A 25,838-nucleotide genomic window follows, 5' to 3' on the forward strand; every position below is an offset into this window, starting at 1 on the left:
GGATCCGGGGGCTGAGCCCCCGAGACCGGGGGGCTTGGGGGGCTTGCCCCCCAGGAAACGGTGAAGGGGTGGGACCGGGGCACCTCTAATCCCCAGCCGGTGCATGCTCCGCCGCCGTTCGCGCGTCGATCTCGCGCCAGAACCCGGCGCGAATCGCATACCGGTCGTGTTCGTCGATCTGGTCGTCCTTGTGTGCCAGCAGCCCGAACCGCGCCGCGTACCGCAGCAGCTCGCCGTCGATGCGGTGCGGAATCCGCGGGTATTCGGTCGACAGGTGCTGCAGGTGGACGGAGTCCGTGATGCGCTCGGTCCAGCGGCGGGCGAAGACCTGGCCGACCTCGAAGGGGTCGCCGCCGACGGTGGTGATGTCCTCCTCGCGGTCGGCCCAGCGCTGTTCCGCGCTGGTGAGCTGGGCGAGCGTGGGCAGGGAGGCGGTCTCGGGGGTCTCCCCCAGGCCGTTGCCCGGGCCGCTCCGCTCGACCCAGCCCTTGTCGGAGGACCAGCGCAGGGTCGCGTTGGGCGAGGCCCCGGTGCTCACCGCGGGCGGCTGCCCGTTGGCCTGGGCCGCGGGGCCGCGGCCCAGGCTCGCGAGGTCCTTCGGCGTGGGCACCCCGCGGCTGCCGGGCGTGTCGCCCGTGCGCTCGGGCCCCGCGCTCCCGGGGAGCGCGGCGGCCGCCGCGGGCCGGGAGCCGTTGCCCGTGTCGGTGCCGGAGTCCCCGTTGCGGGCGGCCGCGGCGGCTGCGGCCGCCGCGCTCTCGGGGAGCGGGGCGGAGAGGATGGCCGCGATCTCGGGCCGGGGCGCCGGCTGCGGTGCGCAGGGGCCGGTGAGCTCCTTGGCCCGGACCGCCCGGGTGATCCAGGTGCGGTCGAGCACCCGCCGCTCGTCGGCCTCGGCGACGAGGTCCTCGGACTGGTTGTAGTCGCCGTCGGCGGCCTGGACGGCCCACAGGTGGACGGCGACGCCGTGTTCCTTGGCGGACATCAGGCCGGGCAGCAGATCGCCGTCGCCGGTGACGAGCACGATGTCGGAGCAGGCCCGGTTGCGGGCGAGCTCGGTGAGTTCGGCGTGCATGGCCGCGTCCACGCCCTTCTGGGCCCAGCGGCCGTCGCTCCGGGTCAGGGCGCCGAGCCGGACGGTGACGCGCGGCATGACGCGCAGCCGGCGGTGCTCGGGCTGGGGGACCCGGTCGGGGGCGCCGTCGAACCAGTAGATGCGCAGCAACGGGCGTTCGGTGTCGGCCTCGGCGCGTTCACGCAGGCCCTGGATGAGCGTTGCGTGGTCGACCGTGATGCGCGACCGGGCGGGCTCCCCGGCCAGCAGGCTCGCGGCGGCGCCCAGCAGATAGCCGGCGTCGACCAGGACGACGCAGCGGTCCACGGTCCACCTCTCTCCATGAGTCGGGGCCGGCCGGCAGCACGGTCGTCCCCCGGCACAGTGGTGCCCCGGCGCTCCGGGCTTTCGGCTTTCCCTGGAGTCTGCCCGACCGCGCGGGGGTTATCAGTCCGAACTGGATCATCGGCGTGGCGGATACGGGTAACAGCCGACAAGTGTCCCTATCACTCACGGTAATTACCCGAAATGCGCGGTTCGGCGTCGCGTGCAAGGGTGTCCGAAAGGGGGGTCACCCCGATGCGGAGGCATACCGGCATGGCCAAGAACAAGAAACAGGACCGGTCCAGGCAGCAGGCTCAATCGGCCGAAAAGAGCACTCAGCAGGCGCAGAAGTCCTCGATCGAGGCACAGTCCGAGCAGCGGCAGAGCCAGGTGACCCCCGGCGACGTGGCCCGCAAGAGCAAGCAGAAGCGCTTCGGCCACAACTGACCGGCGCTTCGGTGCGCTTGAGGGGCGCGCCCGCACTCCGCGGGCGCGCCCCTCGCGCTGTCGGGCCGTCGCGGCCCGGGCCTCAGCCGGCCAGGCAGGACGGACCGAGGAGCTGTTTCAGGTCACCGAAGAGCGCCGGGTCGGGCGTCACCCGGTGCCGGTCGAGCCGGAGCACGGTCGTCTTGCGCGGCCCCTGGAGCTTGATGCGCACCTCGGTGGAGCCCCGGTGGTGGGTGAGCACCTGGCCGAGGCGCTCGACCATCGGCGGCGTGACCTTCACGGTGGGGATGGAGATGATCACGGGCGCGTTGGTGCCCGCGTTGGACAGGTCGGGGACCATCAGCTCCATCGCGACCAGCCGGGGCACGTCCTCCCGCTTGTCGAGCCGGCCCTTGACGAACACGACCGCGTCCTCGACGAGCTGGGTGGAGACCAGCTGGTAGGTGGCGGGGAAGAACATGCAGTCGATGGAGCCCGCCAGGTCCTCGACGGTGGCGATGGCCCAGGCGTTGCCCTGCTTGGTCATCTTGCGCTGCAGGCCCGAGATGATGCCGCCGATCGTCACGATCGCACCGTCTGCGTGCTCGCCGCCGGTCAGCTGGGAGATGGCGGCGTCGGCCTTGTCGTTGAGGACGTGCTCGATGCCGAAGAGGGGGTGGTCGGAGACGTAGAGGCCGAGCATCTCGCGCTCCTGCGCGAGCAGATAGGCCTTCTCCCACTCCACGTCGGAGAACTCCACGTCCAGACCGAAGCCCGGCCCGTCGTCGGCGCTCTCGTCGCCCATGCCGCCGAAGAGGTCGAACTGGCCCTCGGCCTCCTTGCGCTTGACCGCGACCACATTGTCGATCATCGGCTCGTAGTGCGCGGTGAGGCCCTTGCGGGTGTGCCCCATCGTGTCGAAGGCGCCGGCCTTGATCAGGGATTCGACGGTGCGCTTGTTGCAGACGACCGCCTCGACCTTGTCCAGGAAGTCGGGGAAGGAGGTGTACTTCCCCTTGGACTTGCGGCAGCGGATGATCGAATCCACCACGTTCTGGCCGACGTTGCGGACGGCGGTGAGGCCGAAGAGGATCACGTCGTCACCCTGGGCGGCGAAGTTCGCCTGGGACTCGTTGACGTTCGGCGGGAGCACCTTGATGCCCATGCGGCGGCACTCGTTGAGGTAGATCGCCGACTTGTCCTTGTCGTCCCGCACCGAGGTGAGGAGCGCGGACATGTACTCGGCCGGGTAGTTGGCCTTGAGGTAGGCGGTCCAGTACGAGACCAGTCCGTACGCGGCCGAGTGGGCCTTGTTGAACGCGTAGCCGGCGAAGGGGACCAGCACGTCCCACAGGGCCTGGATGGCCTCGTCGCTGTAGCCGTTCTTGCGGGCGCCGGCCTGGAAGATGGTGAAGTTCTTCGCCAGCTCGTCGGGCTTCTTCTTGCCCATGACGCGGCGGAGGATGTCGGCCTCGCCGAGCGAGTAGCCCGCGATGATCTGGGCGGCCTTCTGCACCTGCTCCTGGTAGACGATCAGGCCGTAGGTGACGGCCAGGACCTCTTCGAGCGGCGCCTCCAGCTCCTTGTGGATCGGCGTGATCTCCTGCTGCTTGTTCTTGCGCAGCGCGTAGTTGGTGTGCGAGTTCATGCCCATCGGGCCCGGCCGGTAGAGGGCCGAGACGGCGGAGATGTCTTCGAAGTTGTCGGGCTTCATCAGGCGCAGCAGCGAGCGCATGGGTCCGCCGTCGAACTGGAACACGCCGAGGGTGTCGCCGCGCTGGAGCAGGTCGAAGGTCGTGGGGTCGTCCAGCGGGAGGGCCAGCAGGTCGATGTCGAGGCCCTTGTTGGCCTTCACCATCTTGACGGCGTCGTCCATGATGGTCAGGTTGCGCAGACCCAGGAAGTCCATCTTCAGCAGGCCGAGCGACTCACAGCTCGGGTAGTCCCACTGCGTGATGGTGACGCCGTCGGAGGCGCGGACCCAGACCGGTACGTGGTCGGTGATCGTCTCGCTGGACATGATCACGCCGGCCGCGTGCACACCCATCTGCCGGACCAGGCCCTCGACGCCGCGCGCGGTGTCGATGACCTTCTTCACGTCCGGCTCGTTCTCGTACATCCCGCGGACCTCGCCCGCCTCGCTGTAGCGCGGGTGCGCGGAGTCGGTGATGCCGGAGAGCGGGATGCCCTTGCCGAGGACGTCGGCGGGCATGGCCTTGGTGATGCGGTCGCCCATGGCGTACGGGTAACCGAGGACGCGGGCGGAGTCCTTGATGGCGTTCTTGGCCTTGATGGTGCCGTAGGTGCCGATCATGGCGACCTTGTCGGCGCCGTACTTCTCCGTCACATACCGGATCACCTCGGCGCGCCTGCGCTCGTCGAAGTCGATGTCGACATCGGGCATGGAGACGCGCTCGGGGTTGAGGAAGCGCTCGAAGATCAGGCCGTGCGGGATGGGGTCGAGGTCGGTGATGCCCATGGCGTAGGCCACGATCGAGCCGGCCGCGGAGCCTCGGCCGGGGCCGACCGCGATGCCGTTGTTCTTGGCCCACATGATGAAGTCGGCGACGACGAGGAAGTAGCCGGGGAACCCCATCTGGATGATGACGTCCATCTCGTACTCGGCCTGCTTCTGCCGGTCGTCCGGGACGCCGCCGGGGAAGCGCCGGGCCATGCCGCGGCGGACCTCCTCCTGGAACCAGGTGACCTCGGTGTAGCCGTCGGGGATGTCGAACCTCGGCATGAGGTTCTTCGCCTCGAACATGCCGTCGGTCTCGACCTGCTCGGCGACGAGGAGCGTGTTGCGGCAGCCCTCCTGCCAGGCGTCCGAGGAGTCGATGGCGTACATCTCGTCCGTGGACTTCAGGTAGTAGCCGGTGCCGTCGAACTTGAAGCGGTCCGGGTCGGAGAGGTTCTTGCCGGTCTGGATGCACAGCAGGGCGTCGTGCGCCTCGGCCTCGTGCGGGTAGGTGTAGTGCGAGTCGTTGGTGACGAGCGGGGGGATGCCCAGCTTCTTGCCGATCTCCAGCAGGCCGTCGCGGACCCGGCGCTCGATCTCGATGCCGTGGTCCATCAGCTCCAGGAAGTACCGGCCCTCGCCGAAGATGTCCTTGTAGTCGCTGGCGGCCTGGACGGCCTCGTCGAACTGGCCGAGCCGCAGCCGGGTCTGGACCTCGCCGGACGGGCAGCCGGTGGAGGCGATCAGGCCCTCCGACCACTGGGCGATGGTCTCCTTGTCCATCCGCGGCCACTTGGTCAGCCAGCCCTCGGCGTACGCGTCGGAGGACAGGCGGAAGAGGTTGTGCAGACCGGTCCTGTTCGACGCCCAGATCGTCTTGTGCGTGTAGCCGCCGGAACCCGACACGTCGTCGCGCTTCTGGTGCGGCTGGCCCCACTGGATGCGCCGCTTGTTGCGCCGGGACTCGGGGGCCACGTAGGCCTCGATGCCGATGATCGGGGTGATCCCCGCCTTCTTCGCCTGGTGGAAGAAGTCGTACGCGCCGTGCAGGTTGCCGTGGTCGGACATGGCGATGTGCGTCATGCCCATGTCCTGGCAGGCCTTGAACATGTCCTTGAGCCGCGCGGCACCGTCCAGCAGGGAGTACTGCGTGTGGACGTGCAGGTGCGTGAAGGGGGGCCTGGACGAGGCGGTCACGGCGGGGAAACCTCCGGCGGGCGGTGGGCGGCGGCGGGCGGGGACAGCTTCGAAGGTTACCGGCCCCCACTGACAGACGCGGGCACGGACGGGCGGTCCCGCACGTTGAGGACGGCAGCACATCCGTCCGCCCGACGATCCCCCAGGAGGAACCGGCGATGGCGCTCGAGCACGACCGGACCGCGCAGCGCGGTGAGGAGATCCTCGCCGTCCTCGGCACCGCATCCGAGGACCTGCGGGCCCCCGGCCCCGACGCCCGCCGGGCCCGGTTCCGGAAGCTGGCCGCCTCCGTCCTCGCCTTCCACCACGCCACCCCCTGCCTCTTCTACGCCGACCCGGAGCACGGCAAGGAGGGGTACGGCATCGGCCCCTTCCTGGACGAGCGCACCGGCCGGATGTGGATCCACGGCGACCTGCACACCGGGCGCTTCGGCGCGTCCATGGACGCCACCGGCCGCCTGGTCTTCGGCGCCACCGGCTTCGACGAGGCGTACGTCGGCCCGTTCACCTGGGACCTCAAGCGCTTCGCCGCCTCCCTTGCGCTGCGGGGCCGCACCACGGCGCTCGGCGACGAGCAGATCACCGGTCTGGTCCGTGGCTACGCCGCCGCCTACCGCGAGCGCATCCACGCCCTGGCCGCCGGCGCCCGTCATGAGGAGGTGCCGCCCCTGACCCTGGACAACGCCGAGGGCCCCGTCCTCGGCACCCTGCGCCGGGCCCGCGCCGGGACGCGCGCCGGGATGCTCGCCGACCGGACCGGGATCCGCGACTTCGACCGGCGCTTCCGCTCCGGCGAGGACACCGTCGAGCTGGACGCCGCCACCCGCTACACGATCCTGGCCGCCTTCGACGGCTACCTGGAGTCGCTGCCCGACACCGCCCTCGCCCGGCCCGACTCCTACCGGGTCAAGGACGTCGTCGGCCGCCGCGACGGCGCCGGGCCGACGGCCTACGACATCCTTCTGGAGGGCGGCAGCGACGCCCTGGAGGACGACGTCGTGATCTCCATGCGGCCGGGCCGCACCCCGGCCGTCTCCCGGCACCTGGCCGACCGGGCCCTGCGCGAGCACGTCCGCCACGAGGGGCACCGCACGGTGCTCGCCCAGCGCGCCCTCCAGGCGCACGCCGACCCCTGGCTCGGGTGGACGGAGCTGGACGGGGCCGGGCAGCTGGTCGCCGAGGTCTCGCCGTACGCCGTGGCGCTGGACTGGTCGTCCGTCGACGAGACAGCCGATCCGGCGGAGCTCGCCGCCCTGGTGGCCGACCTGCATGCGGCGGCCGGGGACGGCAGCGGGCGGGCGCTGGTCCCCTTCGCGGCCGAGCGGGCCGTCGACGCGGCCATCGCGGCGGACGAGGAGGCCTTCCCCGAACTGCTCACGGACTTCGCCCACCGCTCGGCGGCCCGCACCCTCGCGGACCACCGGATCTTCGTCGACCTGCTCCGCAACGGTCGGGTCCCGGGAGCCTGAGCGCCCCGTCAGGGGCGCGGGGAACTGCGCGAGCAACCACAGCCGGCCTGCAGCCGACGCACCACCCTGGGGATCCGGGGCGAAGCCCTGGGGGCACCTCCTGGGGGCACCCCCAGCGGTAGCTGGGGGAGGACATCGACTGCGCAGTTCCCCGCCCCCGGCGGGGCAGGGGCTTTAGCGGTGGTTTACCCCCGGCCATGACAGACTCGATCTCATGGACATATCGGCGGCACGCTTGCGGGCACTGCGCGCAGCGCTGTTCACGGCGCTGTGCGTCGTGCTGTCCGCCGCCTCGCACGTGCTGCTGTCCGGGATGCCGCTGCCCGTGCCCACCGTCGCCCTGACCGCGGCCGGCGTCTTCGCGCTCGCCTACGCGCTGGCGGGCCGGGAGCGCGGCTACTGGCACATCGCCGCCCTGCTGATCCCGCTGGAGCTGGCCTCGGGCGCGCTCTTCAGCACCGGGCAGGACACCTGCTACGGCTCCGTGCGCCACCACGCCCCGGGGGCGTGGACCCTGCTGTGCGGGGGCGGCAGCGTGGGCCGCTCGCTGACCCGGGCCGCCGATCCGGGCACGGCCCCCTGGCTGCTGCTCGCCGTGCACGTCGCGGTCGGCCTGCTGGCCGCCGCCTGGCTGCGCCGCGGCGAGGCGGCGCTGGCCCGGCTGCTGCGCGCGGCCGCCGCGGCCGCCTTCCGCCCGCTGCTGCTGGCCGCCGCGGGCTTCACGGCCGCCGTCCCGCGCCGCGGGGCGCCCGTGCCGCGCGCCCGCCGGGTGCGCCGGGCGCGGCAGCGGCTGGTGCTTCTCCACTCCGTGGTCCGGCGCGGGCCCCCTCCCCGCCCCGCCCTCGCCTGAAGATCACTGCAGCATCCTGCACCTCACGCACCACGGAGACACCAGTACCATGAGCAACCGCAACAACTGGGAGAACAAGCAGTCGGCCCGCGAGCGGCTGCGCGCCGAGCGCGAGCGCCAGGCGAAGAAGGACAGGACCAAGCGCCAGTTCGTCGTCGGCGGCGCGATCGTCGGCGTCCTGGCGATAGCCGGCGGCATCGGCTACGCCGCCACGCAGCTGGGCGACAGCGGCGCGAGCAAGAAGAGCACCAGCACGGCCTGGGAGGCCGCTGCCAAGAAGACCCTCGTCAAGCCCGCCAACACCGCCGGCGACAACGGCACCGAGGTCGTCATCGGCAACAAGGACGCCAAGCACACCCTTGAGGTCTACCAGGACATGCGCTGCCCGATCTGCTCGGTCTTCGAGCAGAACGTCGGCGGCCAGGTCGAGAAGGACGTCAAGGACGGCAAGTTCAAGGCGCAGTACCACATCGGCACCTTCCTCGACCGCAACCCGCAGATCGCCGGCACCGGTTCGAAGAACGCCCTGAGCGCGCTCGGCGCGGCGCTGAACGTCAGCCCCGAGGCCTTCCAGGCCTACAACAAGGCGCTGTACGCGAAGGCCAACCACCCCGACGAGACCAAGGACGACTACTCCAAGGACGACGCCCTGCTGAAGGTCGCCCAGCAGGTCCCGGCGCTCAAGGGCAACGCCGACTTCGAGAAGAACCTCAAGGACCACACCTTCGACAAGTGGGCCCTGCAGATGTCCGACGAGTTCGACAGCCACAAGGACGTCACCGGCACCCCCACCATCAAGCTCGACGGCAAGAAGCTGAGCGTGGACACCCCCAACGGCAAGGGCGTCCCGATGACCCCGGAGCAGTTCACCTCGGCGGTCGACGCACAGCTGAAGTAACGGACGGAGCGGGACGGTTGCCCCGTCCCCGGACCGATGCCGAATCTTGACGCGACACGCACAGGTGCGCGTGGCACACTTCGGCCTCATGAAGGGGACGGGAGTTCGGTTCAGGGCGCTGCGGGCGGCGGTGTTCACCGCGCTCTGCGTGACCCTGTCGGCCGGCGGCCACGTCCTGCTCTCGCGGATGCCGCTGCCGCTCTCGGCGTCCGGCCGCTGATGCCAGCTGTCGTGGTCCTGTGTGTGACCGGCCACCGGGCGAACACGCCGCTGCGACCGGTGCGCGACACTCTGCCCGCCCGTGCACTGCCGCTTCTCGTCCATCCCGTCGTACAGCGCGGACCGCCCGTGTGCCCAGCCTTCGCCTGAGCACATGGGCGACTGACGGTCCTGCACGCCTTCCTTCGCTACCGCGGAGAAGACACCTTGGCTTCTCCCCCGGCTGAAGCAGGGGGATTCAACCTTCGCAGGTTGATCTTTCTGCTTCATCGACAGCAGCCGACCCGAATCAACGGCGAGGGTTGGTGTGCCAACCATCGGTCTTACGCCAGCTCCACAGACCTGACATCCCGCCAGCCCGGCGGTAGGCCCGGCCGGAGCTTGGTTATCGCCCCGGCCGGGCGACCCGAGCCTACAAGCTGCGGGTCAACGGGTGCACGGTGATTCGCGAATTGCCGTTCCCTGCCCTGCTCCGCAGGAGTCCGCTTCCTCCCCCGTCCGAAGGCGGGGGTATCCATGGAGGAATCCCCATGAGCAACCGCAACAACCCCCAGAACAAGCAGGCCGCCCGCGAACGGCTGCGCGCGCAGCGCGAGCGTGACGCCAAGAAGGCGAAGACCAAGCGGCAGTTGATCGTCGGCGGCGCGATCGTCGCCGTCCTCGCCGCGGCCGGCGGCATCGGCTGGGCCGTCACCAACGCCACCAACGGCAGCAAGAACAACAAGGTGAGCAGCGAGGACTGGGAGGCGTCCGCCAAGAAGACGACGTTCACCCGGCCCGCCAACACCACCGGTGACAAGGGCACCGAGGTCGTCATCGGCAACAAGGACGCGAAGAACACCCTCGACGTCTTCGAGGACATGCGCTGCCCGATGTGCTCGGAGTTCGAGCAGGGCGCGGGTGCCGCCGTCGTGAAGGACATCAAGGACGGCAAGTACAAGGCGCAGTACCACATCGGGACGTTCCTGGACCGCAACCCCCAGATCAAGGGCTCGGGTTCGAAGAACGCGCTGAGCGCGCTGGGCGCGGCGCTCAACATCGGCACGGACGCCTTCCTGCACTACAAGGAGGCGCTGTTCTCCGCGAAGAACCACCCGGAGGAGACGGACGACGCGTTCTCGGACAACGCGAAGCTCATCGACATCGCGCAGCAGGTCAAGGAGCTCAAGGGCAACGCCCAGTTCGAGAAGAACGTCAAGGACGGCACCTACGACAAGTGGGCGCTGGCGGTGTCCGACGCCTTCGACAAGCTCGTCGGCCCGAACAAGGACATCCAGGGCACTCCGGGCTTCAAGCTCAACGGCAAGGTGCTGAGCGTGGGCGGCTCGCACATCACGCCGGAGCAGCTCAACGCACTGGTGGACCAGCAGCTGAAGAAGTAGCGGCTGCCGCAAGGCCATTACCTCTGCTTTACCAACCGGTAAGGTGATGGCCCGTGACATCCCCTGACATATCCCGCCGTACTGCCGTCACGGCGGTGGCCGCCGGTGCGGTCGCCGCCGCGTTCCTGCCGACCGCCGCCGCCTCGGCCGCGGACCCCGCGCCCGCCTTCCTGCACGGCGTCGCCTCCGGCGACCCGCTCCCCGACGGCGTCCTGCTGTGGACCCGCGTGACGCCCGCCCCGGACGCCGTCCCCGGCTCCGGGCGCGGGCCCGCCGTCGAGGTGGCCTGGGAGGTGGCCGAGGACGCGTCCTTCACCCGCGTCGTCGCCCGGGGCACCGTCACCGCGACCGCCGCGGGCGACCACACCGTCAAGGCCGACGTCCGCGGACTGCGCCCGGCCACCGGCTACTTCTACCGTTTCACCGCCGGCACCGCCGTCTCCCCCGTCGCCCGCACCCGCACCGCCCCCGCGCACGACGCGGCCGCCGAGGGCATCCGCTTCGGCGTGGTCTCCTGCGCCAACTGGGAGTCGGGCTGGTTCTCCGCGTACCGCCATCTCGCGGCCCGCCGCGACCTGGACGCGGTGCTCCACCTCGGCGACTACATCTACGAGTACAAGTCCGGCGAATACCCCGCGGCGAAGTACGTCGTGCGCAAGCACGAGCCGGAGCACGAGATCGTCACCCTCGCCGACTACCGCATACGGCACGGCCGTTACAAGACCGACCCGGACCTGCAGGCGCTGCACCACACGCACCCGCTGATCGCCATCTGGGACGACCACGAGTTCGCCGACAACGCCTGGTCCGGCGGCGCCGGCAACCACACCCCCGGCGCCGAGGGCGACTGGACGGCCCGCATGGCGGCGGCGAAGCAGGCGTACTTCGAGTGGATGCCGGTACGGCCCTCGGTCGCCGGCACCACCTACCGGAAGCTGCGCTTCGGGACGCTGGCGGACCTGCACCTGCTGGACCTGCGCTCCTTCCGCACCCAGCAGGCCAGGACCGGCAGCGGCAAGGTCGACGACCCGGAGCGCACGATCACCGGCCGCGCCCAGCTCGACTGGCTCAAATCGGGCCTGGCGTCCTCCGACACGGCCTGGCGCCTCGTCGGCAACCCGGTGATGATGTCCCCGGTCGCCTTCGGCGCCCTCCCCGCCCACCTGCTGGAACCACTGGCCAAGCTGCTCGGCCTGCCGACGGGGGGCGTGACGGTCAACACCGACCAGTGGGACGGCTACACGGACGACCGCCGCGAACTGCTGGCCCACCTCACGGACCGGGGCATCGGCAACACGGTCTTCCTCACCGGCGACATCCACATGGCCTGGGCCAACGACGTGCCGAAGCGGGCGGCGACGTATCCGCTGTCACCGTCGGTGGCCACGGAGTTCGTGGTCACCTCGGTGACGGCGGACAACCTGGACGACACCCTCCACGTCCGCCCGCACACGGTGTCCGCCGCCGCGGGGACCGCGATACGGGCGGCCAACCGCCATGTGAAGTGGGTGGACATGGACTCGCACGGCTACGGAGTGCTGGACGTGACGCGGGAGCGGACACAGATGGACTACTACGTCCTGTCCGACAAGACGAACCCGAAGTCCTCGGCGACGTGGGCGCGTTCGTACCGGACGAAGTCGGGGACGCAGCGGGTGGAACGGGTCAGCTCGCCGGTGGGGTGAGGGGTGCCGCCCCGCGCCCGAAGGGGCGCGGGGAACTGCGCGACCAGCCACGGTCAACCCGCAACCGACGAACCACCCCGGGGTTCGGGGCGAAGCCCCGAGAAACGGCGAAAGGGCGGGTCAGGGGCAAGAAACCTCGTCCAAGAACCCCAGCGCCACCCTCCACGCCATATCGGCGGCCTCCGCGTCGTAATCCGCCAACTCCGGATCCGTGAACAAATGCCCCGCACCGGCATACCGGTGCACCTCCACATCCGCCCCGGCCCGCTGCATCCGCAGATACCACGCGTTCAGCCAGTCATGCGGCTCGAACGGATCCGGATCCGCCACGTGCAACTGCACCGGCAGCCCGTCCGTGCTCGCCTCCTCCGGCAGGTCCGACGTGCCGTGCAGGAGCAGCAGCCCGCGCGCCTTCTCGTCGCCGAGCGCCAGGTTCTGGGCGATCGACCCGCCCAGCGAGAACCCCGCGTACACCAGCCCCCGCTCCGACAGCGGCGCCGCCGCCGTGATCGCGCGGTGCAGCAGCTCCTCCCGGCCGATCTCGTCCTTGATCGCCATCCCGTCCTCGACGGTGTCGGCCGTCCGGCCGTCGTAGAGGTCCGGCACGTGCACCTCGTGCCCCGCGGCGCGCAGCCGGTCCGCGGCGGCGTGCACCGCGGGACGCAGGCCGTAGGCCGAATGGAACAGGAGAATCGTGGTAGGGGACGCCACTGGGGTCACTTCCTTACAGCTGGATCGCGTGTCACCCATCGTGCCAGTACGTTCGGAAGGGGCGCCCGCCGGTAAGCCGGGAGGAGTGAGCCGAAGGTGTCCATGGAGGACCTGCTGCGCCCCGTGGCGGTCGTCGGCGGAGCGGTGGTCGTCACCCTGGTCGTCGTCCGCATCGCCGACCTGACGCTGCGCCGGATCGGTGAGCGGCACCCCGAGACCCCGCTGTGGACCCTGCTGCGCCGCTGCCGCCGCCCGCTCGCGCTGGTGCTGTGCACGGCACTGCTGCGCGGCGGTTACGGGTACGCGGGGGTCGTCGCGGGGCCGCCCGGCGTCGTGGCCCAGGCGCTGACCCTGGTGCTGATCGGCGCCTGCGGCTGGCTGGCCGTGCGGGTCGCCGCGGCCGTGGTCGAGTCCTTCTACGCGCGCTACGCGGCCGGCTCCGCGGACGAGGCCCGGGTCCGCCGGGTGCGTACCCAGCTCACGCTGGTGCAGCGGGTCGTCACCGCGGCCGTCGTCGTGGTGGCGGCCGGGTCGATGCTGCTGACCTTCCCGGACATGAAGACGGTCGGCACCTCCCTGCTGGCCTCGGCCGGCCTCATCGGCGTGGTGGCCGGTGTCGCGGCCCAGCCGACGCTGGGCAACCTCTTCGCCGGGCTGCAGATCGCCTTCGGCGACATGGTGCGCATCGGCGACACGGTCGTGGTGGAGAAGGAGTGGGGCAAGGTCGAGGAGATCACCCTCACCTACATCGTGGTGACCACCTGGGACGAGCGGCGCATCACCATGCCGGTCTCGTACTTCACCAGCAGGCCCTTCGAGAACTGGTCGCGCGGCAACCCGCAGATGACGGGCTCGGTGTACCTGCACCTCGACCACGCGGCGCCCGTCGACCTGATGCGCGAACACCTGCACGGGGTGCTCGCGCGCTGCCCGGAGTGGGACGGCCGGGCCTGGAGCCTGGTGGTCACGGACACCACCCCGACCACCGTCCAGGTGCGGGCGCTGGTCACGGCCAGGGACCCGTCCGACATCTGGACGCTGCGCTGCGTGGTGCGCGAGGAGCTGATCGGCTGGCTGCGGCGCGAACACCCGTACGCGCTCCCGCGCATCAACACCGCGCCCGCGCCGGGCCTCGCCCAGGCGCCCGACCGGCGGCAGACCCCGCCGGCCTCGGAGGACATCGGACCGGGCCCGGGGACGGCGTGACGTGCGGTGCCCCGCCCCAAACGGGCGCGGGGCAGCTCCCCGTCATGCGGCTCCGCCGCGTGGGCGCGACAAGCCCCCACCGGCCTGCAGACGGCACACTCCGCACCCGGCTTTCCGCGGGGGTTCATCCCCCGGGCAGGCTCCGCACGTCCAGGTGGCGCAGCACCCGGTCCACGACCTCCGGGTCCATCCACGGCTCGCTGCGCGCGTCCAGCACCGCGTGCCGTGCGGCCGAGAGAAGATCGGCCTGGATGCGCTGGATCGTCCGCAGCCGCTGGACGCGCTGGACGTGGGCCTCGCGGCGCTCCTCGTCGACCATCTCGGGGCTGATGCGGGCACCGATGTCGTAGGCGCGCCGGTGCAGCATCTCCATGAGGTCCTCGGAGAGGTCCTCCTCCTGCTCGATCTCCAGCAGCCGGTGCTTGGCGGCCTTGGCGGCGCGGATGGCCAGCTGCCGCTCCAGCTCGCGGGTCCAGTCGGAGTCGGAGCGCACCCCGAGCCGTCTGACCAGCCGGGGCAGCGTCAGGCCCTGGACGACGAGCGTGGAGATGATGACGGCGAAGGCGATGAAGAGGATCTCGTCCCGGGCCGGGAAGGGCGACTTGTCGTCCTTGGTCAGCGGGATGGCCAGGGCGAGCGCCACGGAGGCCACGCCCCGCATCCCGGACCACCACATCACCAGCGTCTCCCGCCAGCTCGTGAGGATCTCCTCGTCGACGTCACGGCCCTTGTGCAGCCTCTTGGCCAGCCAGGCGGCGGGCAGCAGCCACGCCAGGCGCACACCGACCACGACGGCGACGACGATGCCGCCGATGCCGAGCATCTCGCCCCAGCGGCCTGCGGCGGTGCTGATGGCGTTGTGCAGTTCGAGGCCGACGAGGCCGAAGGCGACGCCGGTGACGAGGGTGTCGACGATCTCCCAGAAGGTGTGCCCGGCCAGCCGCCCCATGACGTCGTCGGCGTCGCTGGCGAACTCGGCGAGGTAGAGCGCGGTGGTCAGCACCGCGAGCACCCCGGATCCCTTGAACTCCTCGGCGAGGACGTAGGAGACGAACGGCACCAGCAGGGTGAGCCCGATCTGCAGCGTCGGGTCGCCCAGGACGTCCATCAGCCGCTTGGCCACCCAGCCGAGCACCAGGCCGACCAGGACGGCCACCACGGCGGAGAACACCAGCTCGCCGGCCGCCCTCGTCATCGAGAAGCTGCCGCTGACGGCCGCCGCGATGGCCACGTGGTAGAGCACGATGGCGGTGACGTCGTTGAAGAGCCCCTCGCCCTCCAGGATGGAGACCAGGCGGCGCGGCAGCCCCAGGGAGCCCGCGACGGCCGTCGCGGCGACGGGGTCGGGCGGGGCGACGAGCGCGCCCAGCGCCACGGCCGCGGCGATCGAGATCCCCGGCACGATCGCGTTGGCGACGGCGGCGACCGCGGCGGTGGTGACGAAGACGAGCGCCACCGCCAGCAGGAAGATCGGCCGCCGGTTCGCCGCGAACTGCCGCCAGGAGGTGCGCTGGGCGGAGGCGTAGAGCAGCGGCGGCAGCACCAGCGGGAGGATGAACTCCGGCGGGATGGTGACGTTCGGTACGAACGGCAGCAGGGCGAGGACGATCCCGCCCAGCGTCATCAGCACCGGGGACGGCAGCCCCAGCCGGTCCCCCAGCGGCACCGTGACGAGCGCCCCGAGGAGCAGCACGAACAGCAGGGCGAGCTGGTCCACGGATGCCCTCCGGGCGGGGTCGGCACGGGCGGTGAGTGCCCCGGGGCTGATCTCCAGCGTGCCTCAGCCGCGCCCGGCCCGCCTCGCGGGCCGCCGCCGTCAGGCGCTGTCGGCCCGCACCTTGTCCAGCGCGTACTGCAGATCGTCCGGGTAGGCGCTCTCGAACTCCACCCACTGGCCGTCCGCAGGGTGCTCGAAGCCCAGCCGCACGGCGTGCAGCCACTGGCGGGTGAGCTTGAGGCGCTTGGCGAGCGTGGGGTCGGCGCCGTAGGTGAGGTCGCCGGCGCAGGGGTGGCGGTGCGCGGACATGTGCACGCGGATCTGGTGCGTGCGGCCGGTCTCCAGCTTGATGTCCAGCAGGCTGGCGGCGCGGAACGCCTCGATGAGGTCGTAGTGGGTGACCGAGGGCTTGCCGTCGGCCGTGACGGCCCACTTGTAGTCGTGGTTCGGGTGACGGCCGATCGGGGCGTCGATGGTGCCGCTCATCGGGTCCGGGTGGCCCTGGACCAGCGCGTGGTAGCGCTTGTCGGTGATGCGCTCCCGGAACTGGTGCTTCATGTGGGAGTAGGCGCGCTCGGACTTGGCGACGACCATCAGGCCCGAGGTGCCCACGTCCAGGCGGTGCACGATGCCCTGGCGCTCGGCGGCGCCGGAGGTGGAGATGCGGTAGCCGGCGGCGGCGAGGCCGCCGATCACGGTGGGCCCGGTCCAGCCCGGGCTCGGGTGGGCGGCGACGCCCACCGGCTTGACGATGACCACGATGTCGTCGTCGTCGTGGACGATCTCCATGCCCTCGACGGGCTCGGCGACGACCTGCACCGGCGCGGGCGGCGCCGGCATCTCGACCTCCAGCCAGGCCCCGCCGGTCACCCGGTCGGACTTCCCGGCCTCGGCCCCGTCCAACTGGACCTTGCCCGCTGCCGCCAGCTCGGCCGCCTTGGTGCGGGAGAAGCCGAACATACGGGCGATCGCGGCGTCGACGCGCTCGCCCTCAAGGCCGTCGGGAACGTGCAGGGCGCGGATCTCGGGAATCGTGCTCACCTGTCGAGTATGCCGGACGGAGCCGGAAGCCCGTACGTCAGTCCTGGTGGACGGTCCCGTCGGGATCGAGCCCGCGAAAGGAGAGGATCACGATCAGGAAGCCTCCGCAGACGATCGCGGAGTCCGCGAGGTTGAAGACCGCGAAGTGCGCGGGCGCGATGAAGTCGACCACGCCGCCCTGGAATCCGCCGGGCGAACGGAACAGCCGGTCGGTGAGGTTGCCGAACGCACCGCCCAGCAGCAGGCCCAGCGCGATGGCCCACGGCACGCTGTAGAGCTTGCGGGCGATCCGGGCGATGGCGACGATGACGGCCGCCGCGATGACGGTGAAGACGATCGTCATGGCCTCGCCGATGCCGAAGGCCGCGCCACGGTTGCGGATCACTTCGAGCTGCAGCAGGGTGCCGACGACCTGGATCGGGTCGTGGTGCTCCAGCTTGGCCACCACGAGCAGCTTGCTGACCAGGTCGAGGAGGTAGGCGAAGGCCGCGACGCCGAGCAGCACCGCGATGCGCCGCCGGCCCCTGGTCCCGCCGGTCCCGTCGGCCGCCGTCACGCCGGTGGTGGGTCGTCCGGCCTGTTCCGCCTCTGTCACGTGAGTCCCTCGACGTCGTCCCTGCCTGGCTTGAGGACGAGGGTACGGCACACACCGGCAGGCCGGTCAGCGACGTTCCTGCCGCTGCTTGCAGTCGACGCAGAGCGTCGCTCTGGGAAATGCCTGCATCCGGGCCTTTCCGATGGGATTGCCGCAGTTCTCGCAGAGGCCGTACGTCCCCGCGTCCAGCCGCTCCAGCGCGTGCTCCGTCTGCTGCAGCATTTCGCGGGCGTTGGCCGCCAGGGCGAGTTCGTGCTCACGGGCGATGTTCTTGGTGCCGGTGTCCGCCTGGTCGTCACCCGCGCCGTCGCCCGAGTCCCGCATCAGGCCCGTGATCGCCTCGCCCGCCGCCGCGATCTCGCCGCGCAGCCGCAGCACCTCGCTCTGCAGCTCGCTGCGCGCCTCGGCGACCTCGGCGGGCGTCCACGGCTCCTCCCCCGGCCGCACGGCGAGCACCCCCTCGGCCGCACGGGCTCCCGGCACCTTCCGCGCAGCATCCGTGATCTTCTTCCCCGTCACCGTCCCGGCTCCCGTCTCCTCGGCAGGTGCACCAGTGTGTTCGGCCTTCGCGGCGGAGGCGGCTCTCTTCGCCGAAGCCGCGCCCTTGACCGCCGCGGACTTCTTCGCCGGCGCCTTCGCGGCGGGGGCGGCCTTGGCGGAAGCAGCGTTCTTGGCCGGAGCGGCCTTCTTGGCCGATGCAGTCTTCGCCACCGTGGCGGCGGCCTTCTTCGCCGGAGCGGCCTCCTTGGCCGTGGCGGCCGCCTTCTTGGCCGACGACGCGGCCCTTTTCCCGGTGGCGGCGGTCTTCTTCGCCGCAGCCGCCTGCTCGTCCGTGGCAGCCGACTTGCCGGCCGACGCAGCCTTCTTCGTCGACGATGCGGCCTTCTTGGCCGAGGCAGCGGACTTCGTCGCCGCGGCAGCCGTCTTCTTCGCCCCGGCAGAGGCGGAGGCCGTCTTGGCGCGCGCCGCCGGGGCGGCGTTCTTCCCGGCCGAGGCAGCGGACTTCCTCGCCCCTGCCTTCCTGGCCTGCGGCGCAGCCGCCCCGGCACCCTTCTCCGCCACCATGGCCGCCGATCCCTTCACATTTTATGATCTTGCGCGTGAATCGTGCGGGAACGATAAATCGGCTCAGTCCACGCGGCAACGGGGCACGCCGGTCTCCTCCGTTGTGCCCCGCCCCCGGCCCTGTAACCGGATGCGGGCAGGGGGCCGGTAAATCCGGTCGGCCGCGGTGCGCTGCGCCCCGTACACTGGGCGCAGCGAAAGGCGTGGAAGGGACCAGTAGCGCCGCACGCAGCCATCAGCGATCCGGGGACGGTGCGAGCCCGGGGGCGTGCGCGGAGCGAAGATCAGCCCGGAGCCGCCGGAAGAACGCCCGTACGGGCCAGTAGAACCGGCATCGCGACCCCAATGAGGGGGCCGGGGGCCACGGGCCCACGGCCAAGGAGGGTGGTACCGCGGGAGCCGCAGCGTCTCTCGTCCCTCCGACGGACAGCGCACAACCGTCCCGCCGGAGGAAGCCGATGACGCAGTACCGCCAGGTACCCGCTCAGGTCGATCTGCCCGCCCTGGAGCACGCCGTGCTCGAGTTCTGGCACGAGCAGAAGATCTTCGACCGTACCCTCGCCCAGTCCGAGGGCCGCCCCGAGTGGGTGTTCTACGAGGGCCCGCCCACCGCCAACGGCATGCCCGGCGCGCACCACATCGAGGCCCGCGTCTTCAAGGACGTCTTCCCCCGCTTCCGCACCATGCAGGGCTACCACGTGGCCCGCAAGGCCGGCTGGGACTGTCACGGCCTGCCGGTCGAGCTCGCCGTGGAGAAGGAGCTCGGCTTCAGCGGCAAGCAGGACATCGAGAAGTACGGCATCGCCGAGTTCAACGCCAAGTGCCGCGAGTCCGTGACGCGCCACACCGACGCGTTCGCCGAGCTCACCACCCGCATGGGCTACTGGACGGACCTGGACGGCGCCTACCGGACGATGAACCCGGAGTACATCGAATCCGTCTGGTGGTCGCTGAAGGAGATCTTCAACAAGGGCCTGCTGGTGCAGGACCACCGGGTGGCCCCCTGGTGCCCCCGCTGCGGCACCGGCCTGTCGGACCACGAGCTGGCCCAGGGCTACGAGACGGTCGTCGACCCGTCCGTCTTCGTCCGCTTCCCGCTGACCTCCGGCCCGCTGGCCGGCGAGGCCGCGCTGCTGGTGTGGACGACCACCCCGTGGACCCTCGTCTCGAACACGGCCGCCGCCGCGCACCCGGACGTCACCTATGTGGTGGCCACGGACGGCACGGAGAAGCTCGTCGTCGCCGAGCCGCTGCTGGAGAAGGCCCTCGGCGAGGGCTGGACGGCGACCGGCCAGTCCTTCACCGGCCGCGAGATGGAGCGCTGGGCGTACCGCCGCCCGTTCGACCTGGTCGAGCTGGACGGCGCCAACTTCGTCGTCAACGCCGAGTACGTCACGACCGAGGACGGCACCGGTCTGGTCCACCAGGCCCCGGCCTTCGGTGAGGACGACCTCAAGACCTGCCGCGCCTACGGCCTCCCGGTCGTCAACCCGGTCCGCCCCGACGGCACGTTCGAGGAGGACCTCGATCTCGTCGGCGGCACGTTCTTCAAGAAGGCCGACGAGACGCTCGTCGCCGACCTGGACGCCCGCGGCCTGCTCTTCCGGCACGTGGCCTACGAGCACAGTTACCCGCACTGCTGGCGCTGCCACACCGCGCTCCTCTACTACGCCCAGCCGTCCTGGTACATCCGCACGACGGCTGTCAAGGACCGGCTGCTCGAGGAGAACGAAAAGACCAACTGGTTCCCGGAGTCCGTCAAGCACGGCCGCTTCGGCGACTGGCTGAACAACAACATCGACTGGGCGCTCTCCCGCAACCGCTACTGGGGCACCCCGCTGCCCATCTGGCGCTGCGAGGAGGGCCACCTCACCTGCGTCGGCTCGCTGGCCGAGCTCTCCGAGCTCACCGGCACCGACCAGAGCGGACTGGACCCGCACCGCCCGTACATCGACGACGTCACCTTCGGCTGCACCGCCGAGGGCTGCTCGCACACGGCCGTCCGCGTGCCCGAGGTCATCGACGCCTGGTACGACTCGGGTTCGATGCCCTTCGCGCAGTGGGGCTACCCGTACCGGAACAAGGAGCTGTTCGAGAGCCGCTACCCGGCGCAGTTCATCTCCGAGGCCATCGACCAGACGCGCGGCTGGTTCTACACCCTGATGGCCGTCGGCACGCTCGTCTTCGACAAGTCGTCGTACGAGAACGTGGTCTGCCTCGGTCACATCCTGGCCGAGGACGGCCGGAAGATGTCCAAGCACCTGGGCAACATCCTCCAGCCGATCCCGCTGATGGACCAGCACGGCGCCGACGCGGTCCGCTGGTTCATGGCCGCGGGCGGCTCCCCCTGGTCCGCGCGCCGCGTGGGCCACGGCACGATCCAGGAGGTCGTCCGCAAGACGCTCCTCACCTACTGGAACACGGTCGCCTTCCAGGCCCTGTACGCCCGGACCTCCGGCTGGGCCCCGAGCGCTTCGGACCCGGCCCCGGCGGACCGCCCGCTGATCGACCGCTGGCTGCTCGGCGAGCTCAACACGCTGACCGACCAGGTCACCCAGGCCCTGGAGGCCTACGACACCCAGCGCGCGGGCAAGCTGCTGTCGTCTTTCGTGGACGACCTGTCCAACTGGTACGTGCGCCGCTGCCGCCGCCGCTTCTGGCAGGGTGACGCGGCCGCGCTGCGCACGCTGCACGAGGTCGTCGAGACGGTCACCCGGCTGATGGCCCCTCTGGTCCCGTTCATCACCGAGCGGGTCTGGCAGGACCTGGTCGTGCCGGTCGACCCGGAGGCCCCGACCTCGGTCCACCTGGCCGACTGGCCGAAGGCCGACACCGCGCTCGTCGACCCGGAGCTGTCCCGGCAGATGCTGCTGGTCCGCCGCCTGGTCGAGCTGGGCCGCGCGACGCGTGCCGAGTCCGGCGTCAAGACCCGCCAGCCGCTGTCCCGCGCACTGGTCGCGGCGGCCGGCTTCGAGACGCTGGGTGCCGAGCTGCGCGCCCAGATCGCGGAGGAGCTGAACGTCTCCTCGCTGGCCTCGCTCTCCGAAGTGGGCGGCTCGCTGGTCGACACCACGGCCAAGGCCAACTTCCGTGCCCTGGGCAAGCGGTTCGGCAAGGGCGTCCAGGCCGTGGCCAAGGCCGTCGCCGCCGCGGACGCGGCCGCACTGTCGCTCGCACTGCGCGAGGGAACGGCCTCGGTCGAGGTCGACGGCGAGACCGTGGTGCTCTCCCCCGACGAGGTCATCATCACCGAGACCCCGCGCGAGGGCTGGTCGGTGGCCTCCGACTCGGGCGCGACCGTGGCACTCGACCTGGAGATCACCCCGGAGCTGAAGCGGGCGGGCCTCGCACGCGACGCGATCCGGCTCATCCAGGAGGCGCGCAAGAACAGCGGCCTGGACGTGGCGGACCGGATCGCCCTGCGGTGGAGCTCCGCCGACGAGGAGGTCGTGACCGCCCTCGCCGACCATGCGACGCTCATCGCGGACGAGGTCCTGGCAACCGACTTCGCCTCCGGCGAGGCGGACGACTCCTACGGTGCGCCGTTCTCTGACGAGAGCCTCGGACTGACGTTCCGCCTCCGTAAGGCGTAGCCCGAAAGCTGACGCCCCCGGTGCCGAGCACCGGGGGCGTTCGCGTGTGCCGAGGCAGCACAAAATGGGCGGGGCCCCTGGGATTTCCCAGGGGCCCCGCCCATATGTCAGCTGACTGCTGTCAGTTGTCGTCCTCGTCGATGAGGAACCCACGCATCGGCGAAGGCGCCTGCATCGGCTGCGGGCCCTGCGGCCGCACCGGTGCCATCGGCTGGGTCATCGCAGGCGACATCTGCTGCTGACCGCCGTACGACGGGGCACCCGTCGACGGACCGCCGTGGCCGCCCATGGACTGGTTGCCGCCCATGGAGTGACCGCCCATGCCCGCACCGGCCGAGGCCATCGACCCGCTCATCGAGGGGGCCGGCGGCAGCGAAGCGGCTGCCGGGGTGCGCGGCGGGGCCAGCGAGTCGTCCGCCTGGTTCTCCAGCTGACGCAGCTGGCTCTCCAGGTAGGACTTCAGCCGGGTGCGGTACTCGCGCTCGAAGCCGCGCAGGTCCTCGACCTTGCGCTCCAGCGTGGCGCGGGCGGACTCGAGCGAGCCCATGGCCACGCGGTGCTTCTCCTGCGCGTCCCGCTCCAGGGCGTCCGCCTTGGCACGGGCGTCCCGCTCCAGACCCTCGGCACGGCTGCGCGCCTCGCCGACGATCTTGTTGGCCTCGGAACGGGCCTCCGCGATCGCCTGGTCGGCGGTCTGCTGAGCGAGCGAGAGAACGCGAGCCGCACTGTCGCCACCCGGGCCCTGGCCCGGCTGCGGCAGCTGAGGACCACCCATGGGACCGCCCTGGCCCATGGGGTTCTGGCCCATCGGGCCGTTCTGGCCCATCGGACCGCCCTGACCCATCGGACCGCCCTGACCCATCGGGCCGTTCTGTCCCATGGGTCCGCCCATGGGGCCGCCCATCGGTCCGTTCTGGCCCATCGGGCCGGGACCGTGGGGGCCCTGCGGGCCGTGGCCGTGTGCGCCGGGGCCGGCCGGCAGCTGCGGGGCACCGCCCGGAAGCTGCGGCGGGCCGCCCATCTGCTGCTGGTTCGGCGGCACCGGCTGCGGTCCGGATATGGCAGCGGGCACCGGAGCGCCGGGGCGTTGGTCCTGCTGTTCGGGCTTGCGCATGTTCTGCTGCTGGTTCTGCGCAGCGGCCCGCGTGGCAGCGGCCAGCTTGGCGCGCAGATCCTCGTTCTCGCGGAGCAGACGCGTCAGTTCGGCCTCGACCTCGTCGAGAAAGGCATCGACCTCGTCCTCGTCATAGCCTTCTCGGAGACGGACGGTCGTGAACTGCTTGTTCCGCACGTCCTCGGGGCTCAGCGGCATCTCTTCTTCACCTCAACGTAGTCGTCGGCAATCGGCAAGACCGTATCGTTCACAGCCGCGTTCACAGCCGGCTCACGACGGTGATCAGGATGTAGACGATGATCATCAGTACGAAGAAGGACAGGTCGAGCGCCACGCCCCCGAGACGCAGCGGCGGGATGACCCGCCGCAGAAGCTTGAGTGGCGGATCGGTGACAGTGTAGGTGGCCTCCAGGAGGACCACCATCGCCTTACCGGGTTGCCATGAGCGGGCGAACTGGAAGACGTAGTCCATCACCAGCCGGAAGATCAGCACGATCAGGAAGCAGTACAGCGCGATGTAGATCACCTGCTGTGCGATTCCCATCTCGCGCTTCCCTCTCCCCTTGCTCGTACTCGGCCTGACTGGCCGTTTGCCCGGATTGCCCGGTCTTGCGTCTCAGCTCTGGTTGAAGAACCCACCCTCTGCGATGCGGGCCTTGTCCTCCGCCGTGACATCGACGTTAGCAGGAGACAGCAGGAACACCTTCTGCGTCACCCGCTCGATGCTGCCGTGCAGTCCGAAGACCAGACCGGCCGCGAAGTCCACGAGCCGCTTCGCGTCGGTGTCGTCCATCTCCGTGAGATTCATGATCACCGGAGTACCTTCGCGGAAGTGTTCCCCGATGGTACGGGCCTCGTTGTAGGTCCGGGGGTGCAATGTCGTGATGCGGTAGGGCTCCCGCTCGGACACAACCTTGGGCATGATCACCGGTGCGTTCTTCTCCAGAGAGTGGCGTTCGGGTGTGATGGACGACACGGGGGCGATTCGGGCGGGTCGTCCCGTTTCCGCTACGAGCGGAGCCGGTTCGCGCTGGGCGGGCGGCTGGGCGACTCGAACCGGTTCGTCCGATTGCGCCTGTTGGGTTTGGTGGGGCTGGTGCTGCCGACGCCGGTCGGGCTCCGGCTCGGGCTCGAACTCGTCGTCGGGGTCGAACCCCGGGCCGTCGTACCCATCGTCCTCCACGAGGCCGAGGTAGACCGCCATCTTGCGCATCGCGCCGGCCATTCTCTGCGTCCTCCGCTCTGTGGTGGATCGGCTCCGTCAACGGGCCCGGATCCACGTGGTCCGCCCGCCGTTTGACGGGAATGACCATATTTTCTGCTGTGGTCCGACTTCTTGGCGACGTTACCCGAGCCGGGGTCGGACTCCGAGTACCGCCGAGCCGACACGTACATGTGTCGCACCGGCCGCAACGGCCGCTTCGAGGTCCGCGCTCATCCCTGCTGACACCATGTTCGCAGCAGGATGGGCCGCGCGCAGGTCCGTTGAGATTTCCATCAGTCGCCCGAAGGCCGCCCCCGGCCGCCCCGCGAACGGCCCGGCAAGTGGAGCAACCGTCATCAGTCCGGCGGGTCGCAGCCCTTCGGCCGAAGCGAGGGCCCCGGCCAGTTCGGCCACCCCGTCGGGGGCGACTCCGCCGCGCGAACCCCGCTCGCCCGACTCCGCATCGAGCGCCACCTGGATCAGGCAGTCGAGCTCGCGGCCCGCGCTCACCGCCGCCGTCGAGAGCGCCGTCACCAGTCGGGTTCGGTCGACGGAGTGCACGACGTCGGCGTACCGGACCACCGAACGCACTTTGTTTGTCTGCAATTGACCAACAAAATGCCAAGTCAGAGGCAGACCCGAACATTCCGCCGCCTTGGGGGCGGCGTCCTGGTCGCGGTTCTCGGCCACATGACGGACCCCCAGCTCCGCGAGGAGACGGACGTCACTCGCCGGGTAGGTCTTGGTGACCACGATGAGCGTCACCTCGTCCCGCTCCCGGCCGGCCGCGGCGCAGGCGGCGGCGATACGTTCCTCCACCCGGGCGAGGTTCCAGGCCAGTTGGGTTCTACGGTCCGTCACTGCTCAGTCCAGCCAGACATAACTGGCGAGTCGCCCCGTCGTGCGCTCGCGTCGGTAGGAGAAGTGGTCCGCGGACTCCAGCGTGCAGACGGGAGACGTCCCGCCGACCGTGACGCCCAGTCGGGCGAGCTGGGCGGCGACGCCCCGGGCCACGTCCACGGCCGGGGTGCCCTGCCGGGTGGTGGCCCGGGCCTCCGGCACCACCGCCGCGACCTCGTCGCGCATGGCCTCCGGCACCTCGTAGCAGAGTCCGCAGACCGAGGGGCCGAGGTGGGCGACGATCCGGGCCGGCTCGGCGCCGAGCCCGGTCATGGCCTCGACCACGGCCGGCACGACTCCGGCGACCAGGCCCGGGCGCCCGGCGTGCGCCGCGCCCGCGACCCCGGCGACCGGGTCCGCCAGCAGCACCGGGGTGCAGTCGGCGGTCAGCACCGCGAGGGCCAGCTCCCGACGGGCCGTCACCACCGCGTCGACGGCCGGGATCTCCCCGGTCCGCCAGGGCCCGTCCACCACGGCCACGTCGCGGCCGTGCACCTGGTTCATCCAGACGACCGCCGCCGGGTCGAGGCCGAGGGCCCCGGCCGCACGCGCCCGGTTGGTCCGTACGGCCTCCGGGTCGTCGCCGACCGCGCCGCCGAGGTTGAGCTCCGCATACGGAGCGGCGCTCACTCCGCCCCACCTGTCGGTGAAGGCGAAGTGCGCGCCGCGTGCATGTGCCGTATGTGCTGCGGGGGGCACTGTGTGCTGCTGCCCTATCACGTGGGCCCGTTCA

21 protein-coding genes are annotated in these 25,838 nt (G+C 70.9%); 9 read left to right on the forward strand and 12 right to left on the reverse strand.

Annotation, left to right across the window (positions count from 1 at the left end):
• Nucleotides 1-85: 85 nt before the first annotated feature.
• Complete coding sequence (locus tag ACWD4B_RS05760; protein WP_414169523.1) at nt 86-1,378, reverse strand: NYN domain-containing protein; 1,293 nt, start codon at nt 1,376-1,378, stop codon at nt 86-88.
• Between the two features lie 270 nt (nt 1,379-1,648).
• Between ACWD4B_RS05760 and ACWD4B_RS05765 the strand changes: the two genes are divergently transcribed.
• Nucleotides 1,649-1,822, forward strand: a complete 174-nt coding sequence (locus ACWD4B_RS05765; protein ID WP_451419578.1) for a hypothetical protein — start codon at nt 1,649-1,651, stop codon at nt 1,820-1,822.
• Between the two features lie 82 nt (nt 1,823-1,904).
• Here the strand turns inward: ACWD4B_RS05765 and dnaE are convergent, their stop codons facing one another.
• Nucleotides 1,905-5,456, reverse strand: coding sequence for a DNA polymerase III subunit alpha (gene dnaE, locus ACWD4B_RS05770; protein WP_451419579.1), 3,552 nt, complete (start codon nt 5,454-5,456; stop codon nt 1,905-1,907).
• A 158-nt stretch (nt 5,457-5,614) separates the two neighbouring features.
• Here dnaE and ACWD4B_RS05775 point away from each other — a divergent pair, with 158 nt between their 5' ends.
• From ACWD4B_RS05775 to ACWD4B_RS05800, 6 genes are all read left to right on the forward strand, one after another.
• Nucleotides 5,615-6,925 (forward strand): DUF2252 family protein, encoded by a 1,311-nt coding sequence (locus ACWD4B_RS05775; protein WP_451419580.1) that lies wholly within the window; start codon nt 5,615-5,617, stop codon nt 6,923-6,925.
• A gap of 214 nt (nt 6,926-7,139) precedes the next feature.
• Entirely contained in the window at nt 7,140-7,775 is a 636-nt protein-coding gene (locus ACWD4B_RS05780; RefSeq protein WP_451419581.1) for a hypothetical protein, read from the forward strand.
• Nucleotides 7,776-7,824: 49 nt separating this feature from the next.
• On the forward strand, nt 7,825-8,673 hold the full coding sequence (locus ACWD4B_RS05785) for a thioredoxin domain-containing protein (RefSeq protein ID WP_336412545.1): 849 nt from the start codon (nt 7,825-7,827) through the stop codon (nt 8,671-8,673).
• A gap of 70 nt (nt 8,674-8,743) precedes the next feature.
• Nucleotides 8,744-8,893, forward strand: a complete 150-nt coding sequence (locus ACWD4B_RS05790; RefSeq protein WP_451419582.1) for a hypothetical protein — start codon at nt 8,744-8,746, stop codon at nt 8,891-8,893.
• Between the two features lie 529 nt (nt 8,894-9,422).
• On the forward strand, nt 9,423-10,274 hold the full coding sequence (locus ACWD4B_RS05795; protein WP_451419583.1) for a thioredoxin domain-containing protein: 852 nt from the start codon (nt 9,423-9,425) through the stop codon (nt 10,272-10,274).
• A gap of 53 nt (nt 10,275-10,327) precedes the next feature.
• Complete coding sequence (locus ACWD4B_RS05800) at nt 10,328-11,959, forward strand: alkaline phosphatase D family protein (protein WP_451419584.1); 1,632 nt, start codon at nt 10,328-10,330, stop codon at nt 11,957-11,959.
• 120 nt (nt 11,960-12,079) lie between these two features.
• On the opposite strand, the gene ACWD4B_RS05805 is transcribed toward ACWD4B_RS05800, so the two are convergent.
• Entirely contained in the window at nt 12,080-12,709 is a 630-nt protein-coding gene (locus ACWD4B_RS05805) for a dienelactone hydrolase family protein (RefSeq protein ID WP_451419585.1), read from the reverse strand.
• Between the two features lie 63 nt (nt 12,710-12,772).
• Between ACWD4B_RS05805 and ACWD4B_RS05810 the strand changes: the two genes are divergently transcribed.
• A complete protein-coding gene (locus tag ACWD4B_RS05810; RefSeq protein WP_451419616.1) occupies nt 12,773-13,876 on the forward strand; it encodes a mechanosensitive ion channel family protein in 1,104 nt (367 codons plus the stop codon).
• A 124-nt stretch (nt 13,877-14,000) separates the two neighbouring features.
• Here ACWD4B_RS05810 and ACWD4B_RS05815 read toward each other — a convergent pair whose 3' ends face one another.
• From ACWD4B_RS05815 to ACWD4B_RS05830, 4 genes are all read right to left on the reverse strand, one after another.
• Complete coding sequence (locus tag ACWD4B_RS05815) at nt 14,001-15,593, reverse strand: Na+/H+ antiporter (protein ID WP_451419586.1); 1,593 nt, start codon at nt 15,591-15,593, stop codon at nt 14,001-14,003.
• Between the two features lie 99 nt (nt 15,594-15,692).
• Nucleotides 15,693-16,634, reverse strand: coding sequence for an RluA family pseudouridine synthase (locus ACWD4B_RS05820; protein WP_336412550.1), 942 nt, complete (start codon nt 16,632-16,634; stop codon nt 15,693-15,695).
• Between the two features lie 37 nt (nt 16,635-16,671).
• Nucleotides 16,672-17,229, reverse strand: a complete 558-nt coding sequence (gene lspA, locus ACWD4B_RS05825; RefSeq protein WP_451419587.1) for a signal peptidase II — start codon at nt 17,227-17,229, stop codon at nt 16,672-16,674.
• Between the two features lie 66 nt (nt 17,230-17,295).
• Nucleotides 17,296-18,294, reverse strand: a complete 999-nt coding sequence (locus ACWD4B_RS05830; protein ID WP_451419588.1) for a TraR/DksA family transcriptional regulator — start codon at nt 18,292-18,294, stop codon at nt 17,296-17,298.
• A gap of 458 nt (nt 18,295-18,752) precedes the next feature.
• Between ACWD4B_RS05830 and ileS the strand changes: the two genes are divergently transcribed.
• Nucleotides 18,753-21,887: an isoleucine--tRNA ligase gene (gene ileS / locus ACWD4B_RS05835; protein WP_451419589.1), complete on the forward strand. Its 3,135-nt coding sequence runs from the start codon at nt 18,753-18,755 to the stop codon at nt 21,885-21,887.
• 121 nt (nt 21,888-22,008) lie between these two features.
• Here ileS and ACWD4B_RS05840 read toward each other — a convergent pair whose 3' ends face one another.
• The 5 genes from ACWD4B_RS05840 to pgeF form a co-directional block, all read right to left on the reverse strand.
• Complete coding sequence (locus ACWD4B_RS05840) at nt 22,009-23,199, reverse strand: DivIVA domain-containing protein (RefSeq protein WP_451419590.1); 1,191 nt, start codon at nt 23,197-23,199, stop codon at nt 22,009-22,011.
• A gap of 61 nt (nt 23,200-23,260) precedes the next feature.
• Complete coding sequence (locus ACWD4B_RS05845; RefSeq protein ID WP_086567466.1) at nt 23,261-23,545, reverse strand: YggT family protein; 285 nt, start codon at nt 23,543-23,545, stop codon at nt 23,261-23,263.
• A gap of 72 nt (nt 23,546-23,617) precedes the next feature.
• Nucleotides 23,618-24,226 (reverse strand): cell division protein SepF, encoded by a 609-nt coding sequence (locus ACWD4B_RS05850; protein WP_336412554.1) that lies wholly within the window; start codon nt 24,224-24,226, stop codon nt 23,618-23,620.
• 120 nt (nt 24,227-24,346) lie between these two features.
• Complete coding sequence (locus ACWD4B_RS05855) at nt 24,347-25,066, reverse strand: YggS family pyridoxal phosphate-dependent enzyme (RefSeq protein WP_451419591.1); 720 nt, start codon at nt 25,064-25,066, stop codon at nt 24,347-24,349.
• A gap of 3 nt (nt 25,067-25,069) precedes the next feature.
• Nucleotides 25,070-25,825, reverse strand: coding sequence for a peptidoglycan editing factor PgeF (pgeF, locus tag ACWD4B_RS05860; RefSeq protein WP_390777596.1), 756 nt, complete (start codon nt 25,823-25,825; stop codon nt 25,070-25,072).
• Between the last annotated feature and the right edge of the window lie 13 nt (nt 25,826-25,838).

Source organism: Streptomyces sp. NPDC002536, assembly GCF_053594995.1.